The sequence below is a fragment of the Pseudofrankia inefficax genome (assembly GCF_000166135.1).
GTDB classification, from domain to species: domain Bacteria; phylum Actinomycetota; class Actinomycetes; order Frankiales; family Frankiaceae; genus Pseudofrankia; species Pseudofrankia inefficax.
On sequence record NC_014666.1, the window covers coordinates 5,737,931 to 5,762,444 of the forward strand.

The following is a 24,514-nucleotide window of genomic DNA, read 5'->3' on the forward strand; positions in this document are numbered from 1 at the left end:
AGCCGCGGCAGGCGGAGCTCAGCCCCGGCGCCGGCTCGCCGACCGGCCCCGCCCGGCCCGGTCGGGCGCCGGTTCGTCGGGGTACACGTCGTCGGGATCGAGCGCGAGCGGCCGGCGGGGCGGCGCGTCGTCGGCCGCGCGAGCCTCCCGGGCGGCGCGGGCCGCGGTGGAGGCCCGCCGCAGGTCCTCGGTGTGCTCCCGCCCGGCCGCTTCCATGATCTGCCAGGACCACATGCTGGTCACGTCCTCTCGCGCCACCTGGCGCGTCTCTCGGTGCTGTCGTCGCATAACCCACGATCACCGTCGGATGGGGAGCCCGACATCGGGCAGCTGACCGATTCGCGCCGTCCCGCCTGTCCGATTGGCGACCGGTGCCATCCGAGCCGAAGGCTCGGACGGTCCGAGGTCGGCGGGCTGTCGAGTTCCCGACAGGGGGCGCCCGGCCGGTCCCGGGGCCGCGTGGCGGCCGTCACGGCCCGGCGCCACCCACCGGGGCGCTGACCTGTGGTGACGGCGCGATGACCCGGGCCGCACCGTGACCGGGGGCGCGGCCGGTCTGACCGGTGCCGACGCGGCGTCATCGGATGGCCATGTCATCGTCGGCATGTCGCAACCCGGCGCCGCCGGGGCCGCGGCGATGTGGTCCTAAGGTGGACGGGACGGACAACCGTTCGAACCGCTGGGCCGCTCGAAGTACTGGGCCGTTCGAAGTACTGGGCCGTTCGAACCATGATGCGTTGAGGGGACGGAAGACCGAGGTGGCCGGATGATCGAGGCGCGTGGCCTGACCAAGCGGTACGGCAGCAAGACGGCGGTGGACGACCTCACGATCACCGTCCAGCCCGGCGTCGTCACCGGATTCCTCGGCCCGAACGGTGCGGGCAAGTCCACGACGATGCGGATGGCGATCGGCCTCGACCGGCCGACGAAGGGCACGATCACCGTCAACGGCAAGGCCTACCGCGACTTCGCCGCGCCGCTGTGCGAGGTCGGCGTGCTGCTGGAGGCCAAGGCGGTGCACACCGGCCGGTCGGCCTACAAGCACCTGCTCGCGGTCGCGCAGACGCACGGCATCCCGCGCCGGCGCGTCGACGAGGTGCTCGGCCTCGTCGGGCTCACCGAGGTCGCCGGCAAGCGGGTCGGCGGCTTCTCGCTCGGCATGGGGCAGCGCCTGGGCATCGCGTCGGCGATGCTCGGCGACCCGGGCGTGCTGATCCTCGACGAGCCGGTCAACGGCCTGGACCCCGAGGGCATCCGCTGGATCCGCACCCTGCTGCAGACGCTCGCCGCCGAGGGACGGACGATCTTCGTCTCGTCCCACCTGATGAGTGAGATGGCACTGACCGCCACCCACCTGATCGTTGTCGGGCGCGGCAAGCTGATCGCGAACACCACCGTCGAGGACTTCATCCGGCAGGCCTCCGGCGACCTGGTGCACGTCCGGTCGCCCGAGGCGGCGCGGCTCGGCGAGGTGCTCGCCCGTGACGGCGTCACCGTCACCAGCAGCGGCCTCGACACCCTGGACGTCAACGGCCTGACGGCCCAGCAGATCGGCGAGGCCGCGTTCGCCGCGAGCGTCCCGGTCTTCGAGCTCACCCCGCGTCAGGTCTCGCTCGAGGACGCGTTCATGGACATCACCAAGGACGCCGTCGAGTACACCCACGGCCAGCCGCCGGGGCAGCGCGTCTCGGCCGCCACTTCGACGGGAGCCCACGCGTGACCGCCAGCACCGCCGACGCCGGCCCGGCCACCGCCCGGGGCGCCGGTTTCCACGGGACGGCCAAGGTCACCCTCCCCCGGATCCTGCGGTCCGAGTGGACGAAGCTGACCTCGCTGCGCTCGACCGTGTGGACGCTGCTGGCCGCCATCGTGGTCACGATCGGGTTCGGCCTGCTCATCAGCGCGATCACCGTCGCGGACTTCCACCACTCCGCGAACCCCGACGACCTCAAAGACCCGGTGATGACCAGCCTGGTCGGCGGGTACTTCTCGCAGATCGCCGTCGGCGTGCTGGGCGTGCTGCTGATCACCGGCGAGTACTCGACCGGGATGATCCGCACCTCGCTGGGCGCCATCCCGCACCGGGCGCCGATGCTGGCGGCCAAGGCGATCGTGTTCGGGGTGACGACCTTCGTCGTCTCGCTGGCCGCGATCCTCGTCGCGTTCTTCGGTGGTCAGGCGATCCTGAACCAGATCCACGCCGGCGTCTCGATCGGGGACCCGAGCGTCGTGCGGGTGCTGCTCGGCGGGGCGTTCTTCGTCATGACGATCGGCCTGCTCGGGATCGCGCTCGGCACGTTGATCCGCAGCACCGGCGGCTCGATCGCCGCCCTGCTCGGCCTGATCTTCGTGGTGCCGATCGTGACCAGCTTCCTGCCCGGCCGCTGGGGCGACATCCAGAAGTTCATCCCCAACAACGCGGGCGGCGCGCTCGTGACCATCGGCGATCGCGGCAGCGACCTGCTGTCCCCGCTGGGCGGCTTCATCGTCCTGCTGGTCTGGCTCGCCGTCGGCCTCGGCTCGGCCACCTTCGTGCTGCTGCGGCGCGACGCCTGACGGCTGGCCCGGCCCGCATCCGCACGCGTTCGTCATCCCGCTGGAAGGACAGGCATGACCGCCACGCCTGAGGCGTCCCCCGTCGCGGCGCCGGTCGCGGCCGACCGCGCCCCGGTTGATTTCCACCAGACGGCGCGGGTGACCATCCCGCGGGTGCTGCGGTCCGAGTGGACCAAGCTGACGTCGCTGCGCTCGACGGTCTGGACGCTGCTCGCCGCGTTCGTCGTCACCGTGGGCCTCGGCGACCTGATCTGCTGGGCCGTCGTCGCGCACTGGGACAAGGCCAGCGTGCAGGACAAGCTCACGTTCCAGCCGGTGCTGCAGAGCCTGACCGGGGCCTACTTCTCGCAGATCGCGATCGGTGTGCTCGGCGTGCTGCTGATCACCGGCGAGTATTCGACCGGGATGATCCGCACCTCGCTCGGCTCGGTCCCGCGCCGGCTGCGGGTGCTGTTCGCCAAGGCCGCGGTGTTCGCGGTGACGAGCTTCGTGGTCGCGTTCATCGCCGTGCTCGTCGCGTTCTTCACCGGGCAGGCGATCTTCGCCCACAAGCACATCGGCGTCGGCCTCGACTACCCGGGCGCGGTGCGGGTGCTGTTCGGCGCCGCGTTCTTCGTGACGGCGATCGGCCTGCTCGGCCTCGCGCTGGGGACGCTGCTACGCAGCACCGGCGGCTCGATCGCGAGCCTGCTCGGCCTGATCTTCGTGGTGCCGATCATCACGAACTTCCTGCCTGGCCACTGGTCCCGCATCCACGAGTACATCCCCGACGGCGCCGGCCAGGCCCTGGTGACCATCACCAGGGCGCCCGGCGACGACGTGCTCCCGCCGCTCGCCGGCCTGATCGTGCTGCTGATCTGGCTCGCCGTCGGCCTCGGCGCCGCGGCCTACACGCTGGTCCGCCGCGACGCCTGACCCGGCGAACAGCTCCTCCCCCAGGTGGTGGCTCGGGGGGATGCCGCGGGCGAGGCCCGCGACGCCGAGGGCCACCAGCGTGCCGGCGAGCGCCACGCCGGCCAGCCGGGGAACGCCCGTCGGCGCGGGCACGCCGTAGACGAGGACGGCCAGCACGTAGGACACCACCGGGTTGGTGATGTTCATGCCCGTGATCGCGGCGGCGAACGGCCCGGTCGCGAACGCCGTCTGGCCGGTGACCATGCCGCACAGCATCGAGGTGATCAGCGCGTAGAGGTACCAGCCGCGCAGCAGCGCGGCCGGGCCCGCGTCGACGAGCAGGCCGGCCGAGCGCTTCAGCAGCACCGCGGTCAGGGCGAAGAAGAACCCGGAGGCGACCCCGAGCAGCCCGGCCCGCGCGGCCAGCCGTCGGCCCAGTGAGGCCGAGGTGGCGACGAGCGTGGCCGCCGCCGCGACGAGCACCACGATCATGGCGAGCAGCCGCCGGTCGTCGAGCCGCTCGTCCACCGGCGGCCGGCCGTGCACGACCAGCAGGACGGCGAGCCCCGCGCACACCGCGCCCGCCGCGCACCAGGCGCCGGCCGGCATCGCCCGGCCCGACCGGCGGGTGCCGAGGGACAGGGCGAACAGCAGCTGGGTGACGACCAGCGGCTGCACGATCGACACCGAGCCCAGGTACAGCGCCGAGGCCTCGACGACGAACCCGCAGACGTTGGTTCCCCAGCCGGCCAGCCACCAGGGGTCCCGCACCAGGGCGAGCAGCAGGCCGACGCCCGGGACCGCGCGGGCGAGCGCGGACGAGCCTGGCCCGTCCTGCCGCGTCGCGGCGTGCTGCTGCAGGACGGCGGAGCAGGCGAACAGGAAGGCGGCGACGAGGCTGAGCGCGACGACGATCAACACAGCTGGGGACTCGCACCGGCGGCGGATGCCGCGCCGTCAGCGCCTCGCATGGCGGTCACGATAGGCGGGAAACGTCGCCCCCGGTCATCATTCGGGCGACCCGGACGTGAAGGTCAGCGGGCAGGCTGCCGAACGCGGCCGGGCGCGAGGTTGCTCACCCTTGGCCTCTGGACGTGGACCGCGCCGCATGCTAGAGGCCATGATCGAGGCCGGTGGCTGTCCCGGCCGCCCGATCGGAGCGTTCGATGACCGTCCAGACGCGGCAGGAGGCCACCGCCGGGCCCGACCGTCCGCTGTGGCCGGGCACCGAGGGCCCGACGTCGCGCAGCCCCGCCCGGGTGCCGGGCTCGGTGCGCCGTACGACGAGCATCGACATGCTGCGCCCCGATGGCCCGGACGGCGCGCTGCACCTGGTCGGGCGAGGCCATGACCTGCTCACCGGCCCGGACGGCGGCGCGCGGGTCCTCGACGCCGCCGGCCTGTTCGTCGCCCTCGACTACACGGGTGCCCGCCTGATCCACGAGCTGCGGACCGACCCGGCGCCGCCCGGGCTGGCGGATCTGGTCGGGCGCTCGGCCCTGTCGAAGTTCCGGCCGGCGGCCCGCGCCGCGCTCGGCGACGGGCACCTCGGCTCGGTCCTCGCCCAGCTGCTCGACGATGTTCCGGTGGCGACGATCGTGTCGGCCGCGGCGCTGGCCCGCCTCGGCGTCCACCGGGATGCCAGCTCCGGGGTCCAGCGGACCGCGCGCACCGACATCTGCGCCGGCTGGCAGGCCGACGGCGCGCTGGCCCGCCGCCGCGCGGCCGGCGCCGAGAAGGGCCCGATGCGCGACCGCGGCCCGCTCGCCGGCGACCTGGTCTCGGCCGACGGGCTGGGCTGGCACCCGATGCCGCCGCTGGAGCCGGCCGCGATGCGCCGGGTCCGCCGCCTGGACCTCGTCCCGGTCGCCGCGGCCAGCCCAGCCGCGCGGGCGGCGGTGCCCGCGGGTGCCGCGTTCCTGGCCGACGGGCTGGTCCGGGACAGCTTCCACGACCCGCGAGACGCCGAGGTGGTCGTGCACGAGTTCACGGTGCGCGCGGCCGTCGCCGCCGACGGCACCGTGCTGGACGCGTCCGCCGGGATCGGCGTCGTGCCCGGCCCGCAGTGCCCGCAGGCCCGCCCGAGCGCGGCCCGGATCGTCGGCCGCCGGGCCGGCGAGCTACGCGACGGCGTCGCCCGCGAGTTCGTCGGCATCACCACCTGCACCCACCTCAACGACACGCTGCGCACCCTGGGAGACCTGCCCCGCCTCGTCGCCGCGCTGACCGCCTGACCCAGGGGGCCCGGACCGCCGCGTGCCGTCACCGCTCACCCCGCGGCGCGCCGTGAGGCCAACGCGGCCAGGTCACGGCAGACGACCGCGAGGTCCAGGCCGGCGGCCTTCAGGGCCATCGGCCAGGTGCTGGTGGCGGTCAGGCCCGGGGCGACGTTGACCTCCAGGAACTGGGCGACGCCATCCGCGTCGATGATCAGATCGGTGCGGGACAGATCACGCAGGTCCAGGACACGGTGGGCCGCGACGGCGGCCGCCGCGGCCGCGCGCAGCACGTCCTCGTCCAGACGTGCCGGGATGTGGAAGGTGGTCGCGCCCGGGGTGTAGCGGGCCGCGTAGTCATAGACACCGGTGACCGGCTGGATCTCGACGGCCGGCAGGGTCACCGGTCCGTCGCCGGTGTCGACAACGCCGACGGCGATCTCGACACCGGCGACAGCACGTTCGATCAGCGCGCAGTCGTGGTAGCCGAAACAGGCCATCAGCGCCTCGGCGAGCTGGCCCGCGTCCTCGACGCGGCCGACACCGAACGCCGATCCGCCCGCGCGGGGCTTCACCACCAGCGGCAGGCCGAGCCGGGTCACGACCCGGTCGATCAGGGCCGCGGCGCCGAGGTCGTGAAAGGCCTCCCGAGGCAGGGTCACGGCCGGCGGCGTCGCGATGCCGGCCGCGCTGAGGGCCGCCTTCGCGGTCGCCTTGTCGAACGCGCCTCGGCAGGCGGCCGGCGTAGCGCCCACGTACGGCAGTCCGTACAGGTCGAGCACCTCGCGGATCGTGCCGTCCTCACCCGAGGTGCCGTGCAGGACGGGGATCACGACAGCGGGCGGGTCCGCGTCGAGCGCGGGCAGCGTCGAGCCGTCGACGTCACGCAGCTCGACGTCGACGCCGATGCGGTCCAGCTCGTCACACAGCCTGCGCCCGGAGCGCAAGGAGACCTCCCGCTCGGGCGAGAGGCCCCCGGCGAGGACAAGCACACGGCCCAGGTCGGTCACGATCACGTCCTTCACTGGCTGGAAGGGTCGGTGGCGGGATCGCCGGCGAACGCGCGCCGCAGGCCGATCTCGGCCCGGAGCACCTCGGCGAGCCGCTTCACGCCGTCCTGGATGCGTTCGGGGGGCGGGTAGCAGTAGGAAAGCCGCATCGCGTCGCGGCCCGACCCGTCGGCGTAGAAGCCGGTGCCGGGCACATAGGCGACCCTGGCCGCGATCGCCCTCGGGAGCATCGCCTTCGCGTCCACGCCGTCCGGTAGCGTCAGCCAGACGAAGAACCCGCCCTCGGGCCTGGTCCAGGTCGTGCCAGCCGGCATCGTGTCGGCCAGGGTCTCGAGCATCGCGTCGCGGCGGTCCCGGTACATCTCCCGGAACGTCTTGATCTGCTCCGGCCACGGCTGAGTCGCCAGGTACCGCTCGACCGCGAGCTGGGTGAACATCGAATGCGAGAGGATCGCCGACTCCGCCGCGAGCACAAGCCTCGCGGCCACCGGCTGGGGCGCGAGGGCCCAGCCGACCCGCAGGCCCGGCGCCAGCGTCTTGGAGAACGAACCCAGATAGACGACGTCATCCGGAGCATCCGCCCGCATCGCCCGGACCGGCGCACCCGTGAACGACAGCAGGCCGTATGGGTTGTCCTCCACCACCAGCACCCCGGCGCGCCGGCAGGTCTCCAGGACCTCGGCACGCCGCGGCGCCGTAAGGGTGATTCCCGCCGGGTTCTGGAAGGTGGGAACGGTGTACAGCATCTTCACCCGCGCGCCAGCGGACGCCAGCCTGGTCAGCGTCTCACGCAGCGCGTCAGGCACCAACCCGTCACCATCCATCGGGACGTGCACGACCCGGGCCTGGTAGGCGGCGAACGTGTTGATCGCCGTGACATAGGTCGGCCCCTCGGTCAACACCACGTCGCCTGGATCGATGAACACCCTGGTCAGCAGATCGAGTGCCTGCTGCGAACCAACGGTCACCACCACGTCGTCTGGACGCGCGTCGGTGATGCCCTCCATCCCCATCACGTCACAGATCCGGGCCCGCAGCTCCGGATCACCCTGTGCCGAGCCGTACTGCAACGCGACCGGACCCCGGCTGCGGACCAGATCGGCCACCGTCGACGCGACCGCCTCCAACGGCAGCGCGTCCACCGCGGGCATCCCGCCCGCCAACGACACGATCTCCGGACGGCTCGCGACCGCGAACAACGCGCGTACCTCGGAGGCGACCATCCCGGACGCGCGGGCCGCGTACGAGTCCCACCAGCGGTCCGTCGACCCCGGACCTCCCGCCCGCTGATCCCGGTCCACCCAGCCACCCCACCATCGATGCCAGCAGAAGCCGTCGCCACGCGGTCATTTCGACACCACGCACCGTGCGACAGCCAACCAGCCCGCCGTGACCACGGCCAGCCGATTTCAGCTACCGACGGGGTGAGGTCCCTACCCCGTCACCCGGCCGCCGGCGACGTCGATCGTCACGCCGGTCAGCCACGCCGCCGCGTCGGAGGCGAGGAAGAGGGCCGTCTGGGCGACGTCATCGGTGCTGCCCAGGCGGCGCAGCGGGTGGGCGGCGGCCACCTGTTCCTTGACCTCGGCTGGCATGCGCGCCTCCACCTTCTCGGTGCGGATCGAGGACGGGGCGATGCAGTTGACGCGGATGCCGTGGGGGCCGAGCTCGGTGGCCAGCTGGCGGGTCAGCATCACGAGGCCGGCGTTGGCGACGCCGTACGCGAGGTTGGCCTGGCTGGGCTGGCGGCCGGCGGCGGAGGACATGGTCAGGATGGAGCCCCGGCCGCGTTCGAGCATCCCAGGCAGGAACGCCTGGATGGTCAGGAAGGCCGAGGTCAGGTCCGAGTCGAGGATCTGGCGCCACCGCTCCTCGGAGAGCGCGGCGGAGGGGACCGGGAAGCCCTGGCCGCCCGCGAAGGCGGCCAGCACGTCGACCGGGCCGAGCCGCGCTTCGACCTCGTCGCGCACACCGGCCAGGGCGGCGGAGTCGGTGACGTCGGCGACCTCGCTGATCGCGGTGCCACCCGCGGAGGTGAGGTCGGCGACGACCGAGGCCAGGGCGTCCCGGTCGCGGCCGACGACGCAGACCTTGGCGCCCTGGCGGGCGAACGACCGCGCGGTCCGCGCGCCGATTCCGCGCGAGCCACCGGTGATGACGACGACCTGGCCGGCCAGGTCGGGGTAGCTGCCGGGCATCCGGATCTCCTACGGGTGACGGGACGGGCGGGTGCGCGGGAGCAGAGCGGCGGCCACCACCAGCCAGATCAGGCCGCCGAAGCGGACGACCGGCAACAGGTAGCCGAAGCCGGAGCCCAGCAACGTGAGGCTGGAGACCATGCCGACGGCCGCGAGGAGCAGCCCGGTCCAGGTCGCCGCCCGGGGCAGCAGCCCGGCGAGCAGGCCCGTCACCGAGACTCCGGCGATCAGCAGCGCGAACATCACCGCGTAGCCGGGGCCGCCGGCGAGGAATCCGAGATCGGCCAGCGCCCGGGCGAGCGCCGGGTCGGCGGTGGCCGGGAGCCGTCCGCCGGCCCAGCCGAACAGCGCGCTGAGCGCCAGCGCGCCGGCGGCCAGCACTCCGCCGACCAGAGTGATCGCCGAGCCCGGCGCGGTGATGCCGAGCGCCCGAAGCCGCCGGTAGAGCACCGCGGCCGTGACCGCGAGCGGCACTCCGGAGGCGAACAGCAGGAAGGCGCCGACTTTGATCGTGGTGCCGTGCAGCCCCGCGTAGTGCAGCACTTCCAGGCCGGAGGCGTCGGGGTGCGGGGTAGATCGGTTGGCGACGACGTACGCGATGGTCAGCCCGGTGAAGGCCAGCACGGGAGCCAGCAGCGGCGGACCGGACTGCGGCCGGCGGTTGGCGGTCCCAGTGACGGGTGGGGCGGCAGTGGCAGTCATGACGGCTCCTCGGTCAATCGATATACATCAGATAATGATTCCAACTTGTAACGATGTCAAGGGTGCATAATACCGCCATGGCGACGACTGACGAGGGTTCGCGCCCAGGACCGCAGGGGCCCGGCGCCGCGTTTCTGCTGGCCCAGCTCGGAGCGCACGCGACCGGGTTGTTCGCGCGGCGGGTCGCCGCCCTGGACCTGACTCCCCCGCAGGCGGGGCTACTGCGCCTGCTGGCCGTGAGCCCCGGACGCAGTCAGCGCGAGCTCGCCGACGACCTGGGGATGCCGCCGAGCCGCTTCGTCCCGTTCGCCGACGAGCTGGAGGAGCGCGGGCTGATCGAGCGCCGCAGGAACCCGACCGACCGGCGCCTCTACGCGCTGCACCTCACCGGTCGGGGCACCGAGCTGCTGGCCGAGCTGCGCACGGCGAGCGCGGCCCACGAGCAGCAGCTGGTTCAGGGGCTCGCCGCCGACGAACACCGGCAGCTGACCGCGCTGCTGAACCGGATCGCCGAGCAGCAGGGCCTCACGCCAGGTGTCCACCCCGGCTACCGCTCGCTCCCGAGCGGGAAAGCCAAGAAGCCCCACGCCTGACGGCGTCGGCCACCGCCGCGCCGCTCAGGCCTGGCTGCGCAGGGCGCGCAGGAAGAGGGCGAGGTTGGCGGGGCGCTCGGCCATCCGGCGCAGCAGGTACGGGTACCAGTCGGGCCCGTACGGCAGGTAGACCCGGACCTGGGCGCCGATGCTGGCCAGGCGCAGCTGCTCGTGCGGGCGGATCCCGTGCAGCAGCTGGTATTCGAAGCTGCTGGCCGCGCGGCCGTGCTCCTCGGCCAGCCGCTCCGCGAGCGCCAGCAGGCTCGGGTCGTGGGTCGCCACCATCGGGTAGCCGTCGCCGGCCATCAGGATCCGCAGGCAGCGGGCGTACGCCGCGTCGGCCTCGGGCCGGTGCGTCCAGGCGACGTCGCGCGGCGCGCGGTACGCGCCCTTGCACAGCCGCACCCGGGCACCGGCAACGGCGAACCGCCGGCAGTCGTCCTCGGTCCGGCGCAGGTAGGCCTGCAGCACGGCGCCGGTCGCCGGGTGGTCGCGGCGCAGGTCGGTGAGCAGCCGCAGGGCCGGCTCGATGGTCGTGTGCTCCTCGGCGTCGAGGGTGACGGTCGCGCCGACGACGGCGGCGCGCGCGCAGATCTCCGCCGCGTTGTCGTAGCAGATCTTCCAGCCGCCGCACGGGATGAGCCGGCCGAGCGCCGAGAGCTTGACCGAGACGTCGAGCCCGGCGGCCAGCCCCGCGTCCTCGGCGAGGTCGAGCAGGCCGAGGTAGGCGGTCGTCGCCTCCCGCGCGTCGGTGAGGTCGGCACCCCGTTCGCCGAGCCGGTCGACGGTCGCGAGAATCCCCTCGCCGGCCAGGCCCCGAACGACCTCCAACGCGTCGAGCGGCCGTTCACCGGCGACGAACCGGTCGACGACCCGGCGCGTCACCGGGGTGGCGACCACGAACTCGCGGGCTCGCGCGCTGCGCGAGGCCGCGAGCAGCACCCGACGGATCATCCGACGCCTCCTCTGGCGATACACAGCCAGCTTCGAGCACGTCACCCGCCGCGTCCATTCGACGAAATGATTTCTGTCTGGTTACGTCAAGACCACGTTTCGATGACGACATGCCCATTCGCCGCACCACGACATCCCATAGCGATAACTATATTACGCTCCGTGAATAAGGGGAGAACCACACCGTCCGCCACGCGCCGTCGCCGCCGGACGAGCCGCCGGGTCGCCGAGATCGCGGTGGCCACCGCCGTCGCCGCGTCCTGCGGAGCCACCGTCGGCCCGGCCACTCCGGCCCTCGCCGGCGGATCGCCCGGCCCTTACTGCGCCGGCAGCGCCCGCACCGACATCCCGGCGGACGGCCCGGCCGCGGCCAGCAGGGCCGTCCGGGTCGAGGGCGGCTTCTACGCGCAGACCGGCCTCTACTGGCCGCCGACGACGGCGATCCTGTGCCAGGAGCCCCCGAACACCCACCACCCGCTGTTCCGCGCGGGCCGGGGCGGCTGCGCCAGCGGCACCCTGCCATTCCTGATCCCGAACGACCTAGGCCCCGTCGTCGCGGGATCGCCGCCGCCGTGGGGCACGTTCCTGCCGCCCGGCTGGTACTACCTCGGCAACGACGCCCCGCCCGGCTGGTCCGACCTCTGCTGGGCCGTGACCAAGCCGGCGACCAGCTAGGCCCTCCAGCCGGCCGGCGGGGCCTGACCGTCGAGCGCCGCCGCCACCACGGCCCCGATCTGGTCGTTCTCCAGCAGGAATCCGTCGTGCCCGTACGGCGAGCGGATCACCGTCGGCCCCGCGGCGCCGGCCCAGGCGGCGAGCTGGCGTTGCAGGTAGAGCGGGTAAAGACGGTCCGAGTCGACGCCGGCGATCGTGAGCGCGACCGGGCAGCCGGCCAGCGCGGCGGCGGCCCCGCCCCGCCCCCGGCCGACGTCCTGGGTCATCATCGCCCGGGTCAGCGTCAGGTAGCTGCCCGCGTCGAAGCGGCGGGCGAGCTTGACCGCGTGGTGGTCGAGGTAGGAGGCGACGGCGAACCGGCCGTCGGGCTGGACCCGGTTGGCGAACCGGGCCGCGAGCTCCGCCTCGCTGCGGTAGCTGAGCTGTCCCAGCCGGCGGGCCAGCCCGAGCCCGGCATGGGGACCGTCGCCCGGCGCCGCCCGGTGGTAGTCGCCGCCTCGCCAGCCGGGGTCGAGCGTGATCGCGTCGAGCTGGGCGGCGTAGAGGCCGAGCTGGTCGGCGGTCGCCGTCGCCCCGCAGGCGATGACCACGGCCCGCTCGACCCGCTCCGGGAACGCCACGGCCCATTCCAGCGCCCGCATGCCACCCATCGAGCCGCCGATCACCGCCGCCCAGCGCGCGATCCCGAGATCAGCGCCGAACGCAGCCTCGACCCGAACCTGGTCGGCGATGGTGACCTCCGGCCACCGGCTCCCCCAGGGCGCGCCGTCGGGCGCCGCGGCGGCGGGGCCGGTGGTCCCCTGGCAGCCACCGAGCACGTTGGGGCACACGACGTGGAACCGGTCGGTGTCGATCGGCCGGCCGGGGCCGATCAGCGCGTCCCACCAGCCGGCCGTCGGGTGCCCGGGCCCGGCCGGCCCGGCCGCGTGGCTGTCGCCGGACAGCGCGTGCGCCACCAGCACCGCGTTCGCGATCCGGCCGGTGGCGTCCCGCCGGGCCCGGCCCCACGTCTCGTAGGCGACGGTGACCGCCGGCAGCGTCCCGCCCAGCTCCAGCTCGACGGGACGGTCGAGCACGACGAAGCGCCGGCCGCCGGCCGGGTCCACCCCGGGCCGCCAGGCGGCCGAGGCCGGGATCGCCTCGGCCGGCGCGACCCGCGCATCGTCGACGGTGACCGTGGCTCAGTCCTTGGCCGCGCGGAAACCGGCGTCGAGGTCGGCGAGGATGTCGTCGATGTGCTCGATGCCGACCGAGAGCCGGATCAGGTCCGGGGTGACGCCGGTCGCCGCCTGCTCGGCCTCGGTGAGCTGGGAGTGCGTCGTCGTCGCCGGGTGGATGATCAGTGAGCGGACGTCACCGACGTTGGCCAGGTGGCTGAACAGCTCGACGCCGTCGACGAACTTACGGCCGGCCGGCGCGCCGCCCTGGATGCCGAACGAGAGGATCGAGCCCGCGCCCCGCGGCAGCACCCGCTGGGCCCGGTCGTACCACTGCGACGACGGCAGCCCCGGGTAGTTCACCCAGCTGACCTCGTCGCGCGCCTGCAGCCACTCGGCCACCTTCTGCGCGTTCGCGACGTGCCGCTCGATCCGCAGCGACAGCGTCTCCAGGCCCTGGATCAGCAGGAAGGAGTTGAACGGCGAGATCGCGGCGCCGATGTCGCGCAGCAGCTGGACCCGCGCCTTGGCGATGTACGAGCCGTGGCCGAGGGCGTCCCAGTAGACCAGGCCGTGGTAGCTCGGGTCCGGGGTGGTGAAGTTCGGGAACCGGCCGGAGGCGCCGAAGTCGAACGTGCCGCCGTCGACGATGACGCCGCCGATCGCGGTGCCGTGGCCGCCGATGAACTTCGTCGCGGAGTGGACGACGATGTCGGCGCCGTGCTCCAGCGGCCGGTACAGGTACGGCGTGGTCAGCGTGTTGTCGACGACCACCGGGATGCCGTGGCGGTGCGCGAGCTCGGCGATGCCCTCGGTGTCGAGCACGTCGCCCTTGGGGTTGCCGACGCTCTCGCCGTAGAAGGCCTTCGTGTTCGGCTGGATGGCCGCCTCCCAGGCGGACAGGTCGTCCGGGTCCTCGACGAAGGAGACCGTGATGCCCAGCTTCGGCAGCGTGTAGTGCAGCAGGTTGTAGGTGCCGCCGTAGAGGCTCGCCGACGCGACGAGGTGGTCGCCGCTCTCGGCCAGGTTGAGGATCGCCAGCGTCTCGGCGGCCTGGCCGGAGGAGACCGCGAGCGCGCCCACACCACCTTCGAGCGCGGCGATCCGCTGCTCGAAGACGTCCTGGGTCGGGTTCATGATCCGGGTGTAGATGTTGCCCGGCTCGCCGAGGGCGAACAGCGCCGCCGCGTGGTCGGTGTCCCGGAAGACGTAGCTGGTCGTCTGGTAGATCGGGACCGCGCGGGCGCCCGTGGTCGGGTCCGGCTGGGCACCGGCATGGATCTGGCGGGTCTCGAACGACCAGCTGTCGGCGACCATGTGCTGGGTCCTCTCGGGGTTCCTGACGTGCGGCTTCTCGACCGTACCGACGAACAAAATGACCAACAAGGGCGCCGTCACGTTGCCGACATGGCGTCGCCGCAGTTCGGTAACACTCGCGACGGACGCCTGGCAGGTCAGGTAAGACGTACGCATGGTCAGCTCCGCCGCGCCTCAGCCCGCGGCCCCGACGGCCCAGCCGAGTCCCGGCAGCCTGTTCGCGACCATCCGGGCGACCCTGCCGGCACTGATCCCCAGCGAGCGCCGGGTCGCGGAGGTGTGCCTGCGGCGTGCCGACGAGGTGGCCGACTGGTCGGCGGCGCAGCTCGCGGCGGCCGCCGAGGTGTCCGCGGCGACGGTGGTCCGGGCGTGCCAGTCGATGGGGTTCCGGGGCTTCCAGCAGCTGCGGGTCGCGTTCGCCAGGGAGGCCGGCGCCTACTTCCGCGAGGCGGAGGCCGGCACCGCCGGTACTCGCGCCCCCCTGCGCGAGCCGCGGGCCGGTGACCCGCCGAACCAGATCGTCGACACCGTCTTCGAACTCGGCCGGGCCGTGCTCGCGGACTCGCTGACCGCCCTCGACCGGGACCAGGTCGCGCTGGCCGTCGACCTGCTCGACGGCGCGCGCCGGCTGCTGGTCGTCGGCAACGGCGGCTCGGCCCCGGTCGCGCAGGACGCGGCGCTGCGGTTCCTCTCGGTCGGCCGGTCGGTCGAGGCACCCGCGGACGCGCAGACCCAGCAGCTGGCCGCGGCCGGCCTGTCCGAGGCCGACGCCTGCCTCCTGATCACCGGCAGCGGTGTGAACGAGCTGACGTTCCGGGTCGCCACGATCGCGCGGGAGCGGGGCGCGTCGATCGTCCTGATGACCAGCTACGCCGCCGGCCCGGTCGCCGGGCTCGCCAGCGCCACCCTCGTCGTCGGCGTGGCGCACTGGCCGCTCGGCAGCGACACCATCGGCAGCCGGCTGCCGTCGCTACTCCTGGTGAACGCGCTCCAGCTCGCCGTCGGGCTGCGCCGGGAGGGCGCGCCGGGCACCTCGGCCGAGGAGCAGCGCAAGCTGCTCGGCACGATGATCATCGGCCCGGACGAGCCCGCCACCGCCGACGAGGACTGATCACGGTCAGTACCCGGGTTCGCCCGGCGGGAGGGTTGCCCCAGCCGTCCGCGCGGCTTCGTGGGGAGTATCCGCGCCGTTCATCTGGGTCCCCGATTCTGCCCATGTAACGGAAATTCATGGATCGCCGATCTATGGAATTCCAGTACATGAGGCACGTCACACCGGGGAGACACCTGTGGCAGGGATTCGCATCGAGGGGCTCACGAAGCAGTTCGGCGTGACCCGGGCCGTCGACGAGGTGTCCCTGGACATCGCCGACGGCGACTTCCTCGTCCTGCTGGGCCCCAGCGGCTGCGGCAAGACGACGCTGCTGCGCATGATCGCCGGCCTGATCCAGCCGAGCGGTGGGCGGGTCATGCTCGCCGACCGCGACATCACCTACCTGCCGCCCCGCGACCGCGACGTGGCGATGGTCTTCCAGAGCTACGCCCTGTACCCGCACCTGTCCGTCGAGCGCAACATCGGCTTCCCGCTGCGGGCCGCGCGCCGGCCGAAGGCCGAGATCGCCCGCCGGGTCCGCGAGGTCGCCACCCAGCTCGAGCTCGACGGGCTGCTCGCCCGCCGGCCGCGCGAGCTGTCCGGCGGGCAGCGCCAGCGGGTCGCGCTGGGCCGCGCGCTGGTCCGCGACCCCCGGGCCTTCCTGATGGACGAGCCGCTGTCCAACCTCGACGCGAAGCTGCGCACGGCCACCCGCACCGAGCTCACCGCCCTGCACCGCCGGCTGGGCTCCACCTTCATCTACGTCACCCACGACCAGATCGAGGCCATGACGATGGCGACCAGGGTCGCGCTGCTCGACCGGGGCCGCCTGGAGCAGGTCGGCACGCCGACCGAGGTCTACGACACCCCCGCGTCGGTGTTCGTCGCCGGCTTCCTCGGCTCGCCCCCGATGAACCTGCTGCCCGCGCGGGCCAGCACCCGGGACGGGCGGATCGTCGTCACCGCCGACGGCGCCGACCTCCCGCTGTGGCCCGGGACGACCGACCCGGTCGAGCTCACCCTCGGCCTCCGGCCGGAGCACCTGCGGGTGGTCCCGGCCGGCGCCCCGGCCGGGCCCGGCGAGGCCCGGCTCACCGGGACCGTGACCGGCCTGGAGAACCTCGGCAGCGAGGAGGTCGGCTGGGTGTCGCTCGGCACCGCCGACCCCGGGACCGGTCGGCCGGCAGCCGTCGCCGTGCGCGGGCCGCGCCCGCTCGGCCTGGCCATCGGCACTCCGGTCACCCTGACCACGACGCCCGAGCACGTCCACCTCTTCGGCCGGGAGTCCGGGCGCCGGCTCGCCTGGACGCCCGGCGCCGCGATCCCGAGCCCGTCCCGCCCGGTCGAGCTCACAGCCTCCCCCGCCTGACCGTCTCCCCCGCCTGACCGCCCGGTACCCGAGCACGCCACCCCACGGCCGCCCACACCCGGGCGACGCCGTTCTGAGGCGTGCCCGCCCCATGGCGGGCACGCGGATCCCGCTCTCGCGGACACGCCGTCTCGCGAACACCTCGTCTCGCGAACACAACCTCGTCTCGCGAACACAAAGGAGCCCTGACGTGGCACGTCCACGCCTCGCCCGCGCGGCCGCCGGCCTCGCGCTGCTGTCCTGTCTCGCGGCCGCCTGCGCCACCGGCGGCACGACCACGACCGGCACCGCCGCCGGCGCGACCTCCCGCGCCGGCGCCACCATTCCCGAGCTGACGGCCGACCAGAAGGTCTCGATCACGTTCGAGAGCTACAACCTGGCGAACACCGGCACCTGGAAGCCGGTCATCGAGGGCCTCATCGCGGACTTCGAGAAGCAGTACCCGAACATCACCGTCAAGGCCCAGCCGCCGACGAGCGCGACCGCCGGTGACTTCGTCGGCAGCATCAAGACCGAGGCCCTGGCCGGCAACCCGCCGGACGTCGCCCAGATCACCTTCAACGCGCTCGACTTCGCCGCGACGGCGCTGGCCGCGAAGCCGCTGGACAGCCTCGTCGGCACCGACGCCGTCAAGGCCAACTTCGCCGGCACCCACCCGTTCGCCCCGGCGGCCACCACCCTGGGCGACCTGAACGGGCACACCTACACGATGCCGTACGTGTTCTCCACGCCGGTGCTGTGGATCAACGCCTCGCTGTTCAAGGCCGCCGGGCTCGACCCGACGAAGCCGCCGACCACCTGGGACGAGGTCAGGACCGACGCCCTGGCGATCAAGCAGAAGGCCGGCAAGGACGGCGTCTACCTGGACTGCACCACGAAGGGCGCCGGCGACTGGTGCTTCCAGAGCCTGGTGCGCTCCAACGGCGGCCAGGTCATCTCCGCCGACCGCAAGTCGCTGACCTTCGACCAGCCCGCCGCCGTCGGTGCCGTCTCGATGGCCGCGGACCTGTACAAGTCCGGCGCGACCCCGAACTTCTCCCAGGCCCAGGCCATGGACGCCTTCACCAAGGGTGACCTCGGCATGATGCTGGAGACCTCGGCCCTGCAGGGCGCCTTCATCGCCGGCGCGCAGGCGGGCCACTGGGACCTGACCGCCGCCGCCGAGCCGGGCTTCGGCACCGCCCCCGCCGTCCCGACCAACTCCGGCTCCGGCCTGTCGATCTTCTCCAACGACCCGGCCAAACAGCGCGCCGGCTGGGACCTGATCAAGTTCCTGACCAGCGACCACGCGTACACCGAGATCTCCTCGAAGATCGGCTACCTGCCGCTGCGGACCAGCCTGGTCGACGACCCCGCCTACCTGAAGCCGTGGGCGGACCAGCACCCGCTGATCAAGCCGAACCTCGACCAGCTGACCCGGCTGAAGCCGTGGGTCTCGTTCCCCGGCAACGGCTACCAGCAGATCACCGACCTGATGATGTCCGCGGCCGAGAGCGCCATCTACCAGGGCAAGGACCCGAAGACGACGCTCGCCGACGCCGCCAGGCAGGGCGACAAGCTGTTGCCCGCCTCCTGACCCAGATCGTCCGACGTGCGGCGCGCGCTTGTCGACCGTGCGGCAGCGCGCGCCGCCAGGACTTGAAACCCTGAGGACCATGACACTCGACCTGGAAGACACTCCCGGCCTCGGCACGGCCGGCCTCGACAGTGCCGCCGACGCCGACCGCGTGCTGCGGCTGGCCGGCTCGCTCAACCTGCGGGACGTGGGCGACTACCGGGCCGCCGACGGCCGCCGGGTCCGGCGCCGCACCCTGCTGCGCTCGGCGGCGATGCACGGCCTCGGCGACCAGGCCCGCGCGGTGTTCGCGCAGCTCGGGGTGCGCACCGTCGTCGACCTGCGCGAGGCGCAGGAGGCCGCGCACGAGCCGGACGCGCTCGGCCGGCTGCCGATCACCACCAGGTGGATCCCGATCTTCTCCGACGGCACCGGCACGTCCAGCCTGCCGACCGTCGTCCCGGCGACCTCCGGCGACGCTCCCGCCGCCGGCGACAACGCTCCCGGGTCCGGCGCCGCGGCGGCCGAGGGCGCGCGCACGGCCCAGGCGGCCGGGGCCGGGATGACGCTGGCGTCGATCTACGACTTCATCCTCGACGGCAAGGGCGACCGGCTGACCGCCGCGGTGCTCGCGCTCGCCGAGCCCGGCGCCCTGCCCGCGATCGTGCACTGCTCGGCCGGGAAGGACCGGACCGGGCTGACGATCATGCTGGTGCTTGACCTGCTCGGCGTCCCGGACGAGGTCATCGCCCGCGACTACGCGCTGACGGCCGAGCTGCTCGGCGACGAGGCGCAGGCCGCGATCCGCCGGCTCTCGGCGTCGGCTGCCGGCGGCGACCCGGACAACCTGCCCAGCGACCTGATGAGCTCCCCGCCGGAGCTGATCCTGACGGCGCTCGCGCGGGTCCGGGCCAGCCACGGCTCGGCCCGTGGCTACCTGCTCGCCCACGGCGCCACCGACGAGGCGCTCGACGCGCTGGCCGAGGCCCTGCTGGTGACCGACAGTCCGGCCACGACCGACGGCGACGCCGCGACCGACACCCCGCTCGACCACGACCCAGCCTGACGACCCCGACCGACCACCACCGGGAGCTCTCCGTGCGCTTTCTGACCGACCCCCCGACCCCGACGCACACCGTCATCCAGCTCTCCGACACCCACATCGTGCCCGAGGGCGAGCTGTACCACGGCACGCTCGACACCCTCGCCAACGTCGCTGCCGCGTTCGACCAGATCGAGCAGTCCGGCATCGACGTGGCCGCGCTGGTGCTGTCCGGTGACCTCGCCGACGCCGGCGACCTGGCCTCCTACCGGCGGCTGCGCGCCTACGTGGAGCAGCGGGCCGGCGCGCTCGGCCTGCCGGTGCTGTACATGATGGGCAACCACGACAGCCGCGGCCCGTTCCGGGAGGGCCTGCTCGGCGCCGAGCCGACGACCGAGCCCTACGACTACGTGTTCTGGTCCGGCGACCTGCGGATCATCGCGCTCGACTCGACCGAGCCCGGCGAGGTCCTCGGCGTGCTGTCCGACGAGCAGCTGGCCTGGCTGGCCGCCGAGCTCGCCACCCCCGCGCCGGCCGGCACGATCCTCGCGCTGCACCACCCGCCGGTGCCCTCGCCGATCGGCATGCTCAACACCATGGTCCTGGAGGCGCCGGAGCGCCTCGGCCAGGTGATCGCCGGCACCGACGTGCGGATCGTGCTCGCCGGCCACGCGCACCACGGCTCGGTCGGGATCCTCGGCGGCGTGCCGGTCTGGGTCGCGGGGGCGACCGCCTACGCGGCCCGCGCGCTCGGCCCGGCCGGCGGCTACGCGGGCGTCACCGGGGGCGTGTTCACCCGGATCGACGTCTACGCCGGCCAGGCCGTCGCCACCGTCATCCCGACGACGGTCGGCGACTCCATCTACGAGCTGACCCCCGACATGCTGGCGAAGTACGCCGACGAGCTCGACCCCGACGCCGAGCTGACCCACGAGGACCTCGACAAGCTCACGAAGGCGTAGGCACCCGATGTTCGTCGAGCTCGCCGCCCCGGCGGCGCTCACCGGCGCGGGCCGGACCGTCACCGCTGTCTCCCAGCCGGTGGCGGCCCGGCCCGCGCTCGCCCGGCGGCTGCTCGCAGCGGCCCCGCCCTATCTCTACCTGCTGCCGGCCGTCGCCTGCCTGGTGCTGTGGACGTACAAGCCGCTGGTCGAGGCGGTGCAGCTGTCCTTCTACGACTGGAACCTGCTGCCGACGTCGCCGATGACGTACGTCGGGTTCCACAAGTACGCCGAGGTCTTCACCCAGCCGGGCCTGCGCCGGGCGACGCTGAACACCGTCTACTACATCCTCGGCCTGCTGCCGTTCTCGGTGGCGCTGCCGACGGTCATCGCGCTGGTCACCCGCCGGCTCGGCGGCCGCAGCCGCAACGTGTACCGGGCGATCGTCTTCCTGCCGATGCTGGTGGCGCCGGTCGCGGCCGCCGCCGTGTGGAACTGGCTGCTCGACCCGACCGGCCTGTCGAACCAGGCGCTCGGCTGGTTCGGCGTCGCCCCGCACAACTGGCTGCGCACCGAGGGGACGGCGCTGCCGGCGATCCTGGCGATCACCGCGTGGTCGATGTGCGGCTTCGCGACGCTCGTCGTCTCGGCCGGCCTGACCGGCATCAGCGCCGACTACGGCGAGGCCGCCGCGATCGACGGTGCCACCGGCTGGCAGATCCTGCGCTGGGTGACGCTGCCGCTGCTGCGCTCGACCCTGCTGTTCCTGGTGCTGATGACGGTGTTGCTGTCCGGGCAGTGGACCTTCCCGCTGCTGGACTCGCTCACCCAGGGTGGTCCGGGCGACAGCTCGTCGAACGTCTACTACCTGCTCTGGGAGCTCGGCTTCCGCAACTTCGACGCCGGTCTCGCGTCCGCGGCCGGGATCGTCTTCTTCCTGGTGTTCGGGCTCATCGCGGCCGCGCTCGTCGCGCTCGCCGACCGGTTCAGCTTCCACGACAACTAAGGAGCACCAGATGAGCGTCCAGACGGCCGGGGCCGCCCTCGCCGGGCCGCCGAAGGCGCGGCTGGCCTGGGCCGGCGCGGCCGGGCGGCACGCGGTGATGGTCGTGCTGAGCCTGCTCAGCATCGTCCCGATCTACTGGATGTACGCCGGGTCGCTGCGCCGGCCCGGCGACATCCTCAGCCAGAACCCGCTGCCGTGGCCGCTGTCGCTGCGCAACTACCACTACGTCCTGCACTCGCTGGACGTCCCGGTGCTGCTCGCCAACACCCTCGTGATCGCGGCGGCGTCGACGGTCGGGCAGCTGCTGGTCTGTCTGCTCGCCGCCTACGCGTTCGCGGCCTGGGACTTCCGCGGCAAGAACGTGCTGTTCCTGCTGTTCGTCGTCACCTGGCTCGTCCCGTTCCAGGTCACGATGATCTCCAACTACCTGGTGCTCAACAAGCTGGGCCTGCTCAACAGCCTGGCCGGCGTGGTCGTCCCGACGTTGTGCTCGGCGCTGGCCGTGCTCATGCTGCGCCAGCACATGCAGGCCTTCCCCCGGGAGCTGCTGGACGCGGCGAAGATCGACGGCCGGCGCTCCTGGTCGACGCTGTGGACGGTCGTCGTGCCGAACCTGCGCCCGGTGCTCGCGTCGCTGGCGATCCTGCTGTTCATCAGCGCCTGGAACGAGTACTTCTGGCCGGCGCTGGTGCTGCAGCGGGCGAACTCGGTGATCCAGCTCGGCATCCGCGGCTACCTCACCCAGGAGGGCAACGACTGGGGCGCCATCATGGCCGCCTCCGGGCTGGCCTGTCTGCCGATCTTCGCGCTGTACGTCGTGCTGCAGCGCCAGGTCATCGACGCCTTCGTCCGCTCCGGGCTGCGCTGAGCCGAGCACGGCCCGGCGTCGCCCTTCGGCGCCTGTAGGCTCGCAGAAAGTCCTGGAAGGGCAGGATCTTCGGGACTCTACGCAGGCAGGAACCTCGCAGGCAGGGAGAGGATCAGGGCACGGTGGCTACGCTGGGCGAACCACTGATCGTCGATCATTCGACGCTGGCGGTCCGTAGCCTCGGGCCCAGTCGGGTGACCTCGCCCCTGCTGCCCCTGTTGGGCGAGCGGCCGACCACCGAGCACTACATCGACGAGGCCGACAAGGTCCTGCTCGACGACACGCTGGCGATGGTCTCGTCGCGCAACGTCCCGCTGGCCGAGCTGCCCAGCTTCGAGGCGGCCGGCCCGCGCCGGAAGATCTACTTCGACCCGGCGAAGACCAGGGTCGGCATCGTCACCTGCGGCGGCCTGTGCCCCGGGCTGAACAACGTCATCCGGGGCCTGGTGACCGAGCTCACCACGCACTACGGCGTGACCCGCATCTTCGGCTTCCGCAACGGCTATCAGGGATTCATCGCGCGCTACGGCCACGACGTCGTCGACCTGACGGCGGAGCGGGTCGCGACGATCGGCGAGGACGGCGGCACGATTCTCGGCACGTCCCGGGGCCAGCAGGACCCGGAGGAGATCGTCGACTGCCTGTCCCGCATGAACATCAGCATTCTTTTCGTCATCGGCGGCGACGGGACGCTGCGCGGCGCCGGCGAGATCGCCCGGGTCGCCACCGAGCGGGGCGAGAAGATCGCCGTCGTCGGGATACCGAAGACGATCGACAACGACATTCCGTTCATCGACCAGAGCTTCGGCTTCCAGACCGCGTTCGCGAAGGCGAGCGAGTCGATCGCCGCCGCGCACGCGGAGGCGACGTCCGCGCCCGGCGGGCTCGGGCTCGTCCGGCTGATGGGACGGCATTCCGGCTTCATCGCCTGCTATGCCTCGCTGGCCAAGTCAGACGCCGACGTGGTGCTCATTCCCGAGGTGCCCTTCACGCTCGACGGCGAGAACGGGCTGCTGCGCTACCTGCGCCGCCGGATCGAGGAGACCGGCCACGCGGTGGTGGTCGCCGCCGAAGGCGCCGGCCAGGAGCTCTTCGACGCGCAGAGCAACGGCCTCGGGACCGGCACCGACGCCTCAGGCAACCGGCGGCTGTCGGACGTGGGCCAGTTCCTCAGCGGCCGGATCGTCGACTACTTCACCAGCGCCGGCGTCGAGATCAACCTGAAGTACATCGACCCGAGCTACGTCATCCGCAGCGTGCCGGCCAACCCGTACGACAGCGTCTACTGCATCCGGCTGGCGCACGCCGCCGTGCACGCCGCGATGGCCGGTCGCACCGAGATGGTCGTGGGCCGCTGGCGGCGCCGGTTCATCCACATCCCGATCCCGCTGGCGATCAGCCACCGCAACCAGGTCGACCCGTCGGGTGACCTGTGGATGTCGGTGCTGGAAGCCACCGGCCAGCCGCCCCGCTTTCAGTAGCGCCTTGCTTTCAGCGGCGCACCGCGCAGGAGGACCGAGGAAGCCATGCTGCAGATCGACATCTGGTCGGACGTCGCCTGCCCGTTCTGCTATATCGGGAAGCGGTCCTTCGAGGGTGCCCTGGCGACCTTCGAGCATGCCGACGAGGTCGAGGTCCGCTGGCACAGCTTCGAGCTCGACCCGCACGCGCCCAGCGTCCCGGCGAGCGGCATCTACGACCTGCTCGCGGCGAAGTACGGCGTCACCAGGGAGCAGGCCGTCGCGATGAACGAGCGGGTCGCCACGATGGCCGCGGCCGTCGGCCTGACCCTGGACTTCGACGCGATCAAGCCGACCAGCACGTTCGCCGCGCACCGCGTCCTGCAGTGCGCGGCCACCGAGGACCTGCAGGCCGCGGCCGCCGAGGAGCTGTTCGCCGCCTACTTCACCAAGGGCGCGAACCTCGCCGACCCGGACGAGCTGGCCGACGCCGTGGCCGTCCTCGGCCTGGACCGCGAGCGGCTGCGCGCGGTCGCGGCGGGCGACGAGTTCGCCGGCCAGGTCCGCGCCGACGAGGCGCGCGCCGCCGAGCTGGGCATCACCGGCGTCCCGTACTTCCTGGTCCAGTCCCGGTACGCGGTGTCCGGCGCGCAGCCCCGCGAGACCTTCGAGAAGGCCCTCTCGAAAGCCTGGGACCTGGCCACCGCGGACGCCACCGCCTCCTGAGGCGCCGTCCCGGCTCCCCCGCGGGCGTGAGGTTAGTCACCCAGAGTGGTCGATTTCACGAACCCCCCGGGCCGGCCGCCTCCGGCCGGCGCCGCGACACCGGCTCGGCGGGGCCGTCTCCCTCGCGCACCGCAGCAACCACTCCACCCGCCGCGATATGTATGGCGCATACAGAGTGATTC

General features: G+C 72.9%; 23 protein-coding genes and 1 pseudogene. 15 read left to right on the forward strand and 9 right to left on the reverse strand.

All coding sequences use genetic code 11. The annotated features are described in order from the left end of the window. Positions 1–18: 18 nt before the first annotated feature. Positions 19–243, reverse strand: coding sequence for a hypothetical protein (locus tag FRAEUI1C_RS23220; RefSeq protein WP_157735023.1), 225 nt, complete (start codon positions 241–243; stop codon positions 19–21). A 523-nt stretch (positions 244–766) separates the two neighbouring features. On the opposite strand from FRAEUI1C_RS23220, the gene FRAEUI1C_RS23225 reads away from it, so the two are divergent. From FRAEUI1C_RS23225 to FRAEUI1C_RS23235, 3 genes are read left to right on the forward strand one after another with little or no spacing between them, the layout of a single operon-like run. Continuing rightward, entirely contained in the window at positions 767–1,720 is a 954-nt protein-coding gene (locus tag FRAEUI1C_RS23225; protein WP_013425794.1) for an ABC transporter ATP-binding protein, read from the forward strand. Next, positions 1,717–2,556 carry an ABC-2 transporter permease gene (locus FRAEUI1C_RS23230; protein ID WP_013425795.1) on the forward strand — a complete coding sequence of 280 codons (840 nt, stop codon included), beginning with the start codon at positions 1,717–1,719 and terminating at the stop codon, positions 2,554–2,556. The genes FRAEUI1C_RS23225 and FRAEUI1C_RS23230 overlap by 4 nt, the downstream gene beginning before the upstream one ends. A 54-nt stretch (positions 2,557–2,610) precedes the next feature. Beyond that, positions 2,611–3,471 carry an ABC-2 transporter permease family protein gene (locus FRAEUI1C_RS23235; RefSeq protein WP_013425796.1) on the forward strand — a complete coding sequence of 287 codons (861 nt, stop codon included), beginning with the start codon at positions 2,611–2,613 and terminating at the stop codon, positions 3,469–3,471. A 102-nt stretch (positions 3,472–3,573) separates the two neighbouring features. On the opposite strand, the pseudogene FRAEUI1C_RS38580 reads toward FRAEUI1C_RS23235, so the two are convergent. Further along, positions 3,574–4,371 (reverse strand): annotated as a pseudogene (locus FRAEUI1C_RS38580) (DMT family transporter); the annotation flags it as partial. Positions 4,372–4,616: 245 nt separating this feature from the next. Here FRAEUI1C_RS38580 and FRAEUI1C_RS23245 point away from each other — a divergent pair. Continuing rightward, positions 4,617–5,684: a DUF2889 domain-containing protein gene (locus tag FRAEUI1C_RS23245; RefSeq protein WP_013425797.1), complete on the forward strand. Its 1,068-nt coding sequence runs from the start codon at positions 4,617–4,619 to the stop codon at positions 5,682–5,684. Between the two features lie 35 nt (positions 5,685–5,719). On the opposite strand, the gene FRAEUI1C_RS23250 is transcribed toward FRAEUI1C_RS23245, so the two are convergent. The 4 genes from FRAEUI1C_RS23250 to FRAEUI1C_RS23265 form a co-directional block, all read right to left on the reverse strand. Further along, a complete protein-coding gene (locus FRAEUI1C_RS23250; protein ID WP_013425798.1) occupies positions 5,720–6,676 on the reverse strand; it encodes a D-alanine--D-alanine ligase family protein in 957 nt (318 codons plus the stop codon). 11 nt (positions 6,677–6,687) lie between these two features. Beyond that, positions 6,688–7,899, reverse strand: a complete 1,212-nt coding sequence (locus FRAEUI1C_RS23255) for an aminotransferase-like domain-containing protein (protein WP_041261289.1) — start codon at positions 7,897–7,899, stop codon at positions 6,688–6,690. 210 nt (positions 7,900–8,109) lie between these two features. Beyond that, complete coding sequence (locus FRAEUI1C_RS23260; protein WP_013425800.1) at positions 8,110–8,874, reverse strand: SDR family NAD(P)-dependent oxidoreductase; 765 nt, start codon at positions 8,872–8,874, stop codon at positions 8,110–8,112. A 9-nt stretch (positions 8,875–8,883) separates the two neighbouring features. Then, positions 8,884–9,576 (reverse strand): hypothetical protein, encoded by a 693-nt coding sequence (locus tag FRAEUI1C_RS23265; protein ID WP_013425801.1) that lies wholly within the window; start codon positions 9,574–9,576, stop codon positions 8,884–8,886. A 77-nt stretch (positions 9,577–9,653) separates the two neighbouring features. Between FRAEUI1C_RS23265 and FRAEUI1C_RS23270 the strand changes: the two genes are divergently transcribed. Continuing rightward, on the forward strand, positions 9,654–10,169 hold the full coding sequence (locus FRAEUI1C_RS23270; RefSeq protein ID WP_041259618.1) for a MarR family winged helix-turn-helix transcriptional regulator: 516 nt from the start codon (positions 9,654–9,656) through the stop codon (positions 10,167–10,169). A gap of 24 nt (positions 10,170–10,193) precedes the next feature. On the opposite strand, the gene FRAEUI1C_RS23275 is transcribed toward FRAEUI1C_RS23270, so the two are convergent. Continuing rightward, the gene (locus FRAEUI1C_RS23275; protein WP_013425803.1) at positions 10,194–11,123 is read right to left on the reverse strand and encodes a proline dehydrogenase family protein; all 930 of its coding nucleotides are present in this window, start codon (positions 11,121–11,123) and stop codon (positions 10,194–10,196) included. 162 nt (positions 11,124–11,285) lie between these two features. Between FRAEUI1C_RS23275 and FRAEUI1C_RS23280 the strand changes: the two genes are divergently transcribed. Continuing rightward, on the forward strand, positions 11,286–11,798 hold the full coding sequence (locus FRAEUI1C_RS23280) for a hypothetical protein (RefSeq protein WP_157735024.1): 513 nt from the start codon (positions 11,286–11,288) through the stop codon (positions 11,796–11,798). On the opposite strand, the gene metX is transcribed toward FRAEUI1C_RS23280, so the two are convergent. Both metX and FRAEUI1C_RS23290 read right to left on the reverse strand, forming a co-directional pair. Further along, complete coding sequence (gene metX, locus FRAEUI1C_RS23285; protein ID WP_013425805.1) at positions 11,795–12,904, reverse strand: homoserine O-acetyltransferase MetX; 1,110 nt, start codon at positions 12,902–12,904, stop codon at positions 11,795–11,797. The two genes, FRAEUI1C_RS23280 and metX, sit on opposite strands and share 4 nt — an antisense overlap. Before the next feature lie 75 nt (positions 12,905–12,979). After that, entirely contained in the window at positions 12,980–14,272 is a 1,293-nt protein-coding gene (locus FRAEUI1C_RS23290; RefSeq protein WP_013425806.1) for a bifunctional o-acetylhomoserine/o-acetylserine sulfhydrylase, read from the reverse strand. A 154-nt stretch (positions 14,273–14,426) separates the two neighbouring features. Here FRAEUI1C_RS23290 and FRAEUI1C_RS23295 point away from each other — a divergent pair, with 154 nt between their 5' ends. The 9 genes from FRAEUI1C_RS23295 (at position 14,427) to FRAEUI1C_RS23335 (ending at position 24,332) form a co-directional block, all read left to right on the forward strand. Continuing rightward, positions 14,427–15,383: a MurR/RpiR family transcriptional regulator gene (locus FRAEUI1C_RS23295; protein ID WP_013425807.1), complete on the forward strand. Its 957-nt coding sequence runs from the start codon at positions 14,427–14,429 to the stop codon at positions 15,381–15,383. Positions 15,384–15,561: 178 nt separating this feature from the next. Beyond that, positions 15,562–16,734, forward strand: a complete 1,173-nt coding sequence (locus FRAEUI1C_RS23300) for an ABC transporter ATP-binding protein (RefSeq protein ID WP_013425808.1) — start codon at positions 15,562–15,564, stop codon at positions 16,732–16,734. Between the two features lie 190 nt (positions 16,735–16,924). Beyond that, the gene (locus tag FRAEUI1C_RS23305; protein ID WP_013425809.1) at positions 16,925–18,310 is read left to right on the forward strand and encodes an ABC transporter substrate-binding protein; all 1,386 of its coding nucleotides are present in this window, start codon (positions 16,925–16,927) and stop codon (positions 18,308–18,310) included. Positions 18,311–18,389: 79 nt separating this feature from the next. After that, positions 18,390–19,355 (forward strand): tyrosine-protein phosphatase, encoded by a 966-nt coding sequence (locus FRAEUI1C_RS23310; RefSeq protein ID WP_013425810.1) that lies wholly within the window; start codon positions 18,390–18,392, stop codon positions 19,353–19,355. A 32-nt stretch (positions 19,356–19,387) separates the two neighbouring features. After that, positions 19,388–20,293 carry a metallophosphoesterase gene (locus FRAEUI1C_RS23315; protein WP_013425811.1) on the forward strand — a complete coding sequence of 302 codons (906 nt, stop codon included), beginning with the start codon at positions 19,388–19,390 and terminating at the stop codon, positions 20,291–20,293. Between the two features lie 7 nt (positions 20,294–20,300). Continuing rightward, the gene (locus FRAEUI1C_RS23320) at positions 20,301–21,278 is read left to right on the forward strand and encodes a carbohydrate ABC transporter permease (protein WP_013425812.1); all 978 of its coding nucleotides are present in this window, start codon (positions 20,301–20,303) and stop codon (positions 21,276–21,278) included. Positions 21,279–21,288: 10 nt separating this feature from the next. Next, positions 21,289–22,146 carry a carbohydrate ABC transporter permease gene (locus FRAEUI1C_RS23325; protein WP_013425813.1) on the forward strand — a complete coding sequence of 286 codons (858 nt, stop codon included), beginning with the start codon at positions 21,289–21,291 and terminating at the stop codon, positions 22,144–22,146. 131 nt (positions 22,147–22,277) lie between these two features. Next, positions 22,278–23,627 (forward strand): ATP-dependent 6-phosphofructokinase, encoded by a 1,350-nt coding sequence (locus tag FRAEUI1C_RS23330; RefSeq protein WP_041261293.1) that lies wholly within the window; start codon positions 22,278–22,280, stop codon positions 23,625–23,627. 45 nt (positions 23,628–23,672) lie between these two features. After that, positions 23,673–24,332, forward strand: coding sequence for a DsbA family oxidoreductase (locus FRAEUI1C_RS23335; protein WP_013425815.1), 660 nt, complete (start codon positions 23,673–23,675; stop codon positions 24,330–24,332). The last annotated feature ends 182 nt before the right edge of the window (positions 24,333–24,514 follow it).

What these genes read in the sequence shown, in the direction of transcription:
- FRAEUI1C_RS23225 (WP_013425794.1), top strand. Translation starts at nt 767, where the DNA reads ATGATCGAGGCGCGTGGCCTGACCAAGCGGTACGGCAGCAAGACGGCG.
- FRAEUI1C_RS23235 (WP_013425796.1), top strand. Translation starts at nt 2,611, where the DNA reads ATGACCGCCACGCCTGAGGCGTCCCCCGTCGCGGCGCCGGTCGCGGCC.
- FRAEUI1C_RS23245 (WP_013425797.1), top strand. Translation starts at nt 4,617, where the DNA reads ATGACCGTCCAGACGCGGCAGGAGGCCACCGCCGGGCCCGACCGTCCG.
- FRAEUI1C_RS23255 (WP_041261289.1), bottom strand. Translation starts at nt 7,899, where the DNA reads ATGGTCGCCTCCGAGGTACGCGCGTTGTTCGCGGTCGCGAGCCGTCCG.
- FRAEUI1C_RS23260 (WP_013425800.1), bottom strand. Translation starts at nt 8,874, where the DNA reads ATGCCCGGCAGCTACCCCGACCTGGCCGGCCAGGTCGTCGTCATCACC.
- FRAEUI1C_RS23265 (WP_013425801.1), bottom strand. Translation starts at nt 9,576, where the DNA reads ATGACTGCCACTGCCGCCCCACCCGTCACTGGGACCGCCAACCGCCGG.
- FRAEUI1C_RS23270 (WP_041259618.1), top strand. Translation starts at nt 9,654, where the DNA reads ATGGCGACGACTGACGAGGGTTCGCGCCCAGGACCGCAGGGGCCCGGC.
- FRAEUI1C_RS23275 (WP_013425803.1), bottom strand. Translation starts at nt 11,123, where the DNA reads ATGATCCGTCGGGTGCTGCTCGCGGCCTCGCGCAGCGCGCGAGCCCGC.
- FRAEUI1C_RS23290 (WP_013425806.1), bottom strand. Translation starts at nt 14,272, where the DNA reads ATGGTCGCCGACAGCTGGTCGTTCGAGACCCGCCAGATCCATGCCGGT.
- FRAEUI1C_RS23295 (WP_013425807.1), top strand. Translation starts at nt 14,427, where the DNA reads ATGGTCAGCTCCGCCGCGCCTCAGCCCGCGGCCCCGACGGCCCAGCCG.
- FRAEUI1C_RS23310 (WP_013425810.1), top strand. Translation starts at nt 18,390, where the DNA reads ATGACACTCGACCTGGAAGACACTCCCGGCCTCGGCACGGCCGGCCTC.
- FRAEUI1C_RS23320 (WP_013425812.1), top strand. Translation starts at nt 20,301, where the DNA reads ATGTTCGTCGAGCTCGCCGCCCCGGCGGCGCTCACCGGCGCGGGCCGG.
- FRAEUI1C_RS23325 (WP_013425813.1), top strand. Translation starts at nt 21,289, where the DNA reads ATGAGCGTCCAGACGGCCGGGGCCGCCCTCGCCGGGCCGCCGAAGGCG.
- FRAEUI1C_RS23335 (WP_013425815.1), top strand. Translation starts at nt 23,673, where the DNA reads ATGCTGCAGATCGACATCTGGTCGGACGTCGCCTGCCCGTTCTGCTAT.